At 77.3% G+C, this 1,099-nt stretch carries 1 protein-coding gene; it reads right to left on the bottom strand.

Annotated features, from left to right (window positions below):
* Positions 1–1,099, bottom strand: a 1,099-nt coding sequence (locus BU198_RS28940) for a hypothetical protein (RefSeq protein ID WP_188299806.1), incomplete at both ends; no start/stop codon positions are given.

The raw sequence follows: 1,099 nt of genomic DNA, 5'->3' as shown, positions 1-1,099 counted from the left end.
CTCGGCCCGCAGGGCGGCCGCGTAGGCCAGCCGCTCGGTGGCGTCGTCCGCGCCGTCCAGGTCGCCGCTCTTCGTACCGGCGGCGGCCAGCGCCCCGGCGACCGTACGGATGCTGCCCAGCTCGCCGCGCACGCCCCGGCCGAGCTGTTCGACCCGGTCGTCGCAGCGGGCCCGGGCGCGGCAGTGGAAGCCGAGTTCGCAGGTGGAGAGGCAGTCCGGGCTGTACGCGGCGGGCACCGTCTCGACCGAGGCGGTGAGCTGTTCGGCGGTCCTGGCCGGAGCGCCGTCCTCGTCGGTGGCCAGGTCGAAATCGGCGGTCGGCGGCAGCGCCTCCAGCAGCGGGCCGATGCCGGTCATCCGGCTCAGCTGGCGGCGGGTGGTGGCCAGTTCGCGGCGGACGTCCACGGCGACCGCGGTCGGCCGGTTGCCGAAGTCCTTCGGACAGACCAGCAGCACGCTGGTGCGCGGGCTGCCCGGCAGCCGCTGCTCGGTGTACGGGTCCTCGGCGAGCGGCTGCCCGGCCGCCGCGGCGGCGGCCTGCTGGAGCGCCAGCACGTAGACCGCGGCCTGCCGGGCGGCGGCGCCGACCTTCGCCGGGTCGGCGCTGCCGTCCAGCACCGGGAAGGACTTGATCTCGACCACGGTGCACCGCCCGCCGTGCACCACCAGCGCGTCCGGTTCCAGGTAGGCCGTGCTGCCGGCCACCTCCAGGCGCAGCATCGGGTGGTCCAGCAGCGTCCAGGCCTCCGGCTCCGCGGCGGCCAGGGCCAGCGCCTCGACGGTCCGGTCGGCCCGCACGGCCGGGCCGGAGCGGTGCAGCAGGTCAGGGACCAGGAGCGGGGCGTGGCCGTCCGCCGGGACGCCCAGGTGGTGGCGGAGCGGTTCCAGCAGAGGGGCGTAGCCGTCCGCCTTCAGCCGGGACTCGAAGATCACGCCGCGGGCGATGGCGAACGGGGACTGGCCGAAGGGGGCGGGGCGGCCGAGCCGGGCGGCCAGCGCGGACTTGTCCACCCCGGCCGCGTCGAGCACGGCGCGGCGCCGGCAGCCGGGATTGGCGGCGAGCGCGGCGAGGGAGCGGGCGTTCAGACTGCGCTGCGGG

It is taken from the genome of Streptomyces sp. CBMA156, from assembly GCF_014596515.1.
In the GTDB taxonomy this organism is placed as follows: domain Bacteria; phylum Actinomycetota; class Actinomycetes; order Streptomycetales; family Streptomycetaceae; genus Kitasatospora.
Note: the sequence above shows the minus strand (reverse complement) of the source record. Positions and strands in the feature narration are given on the sequence as shown.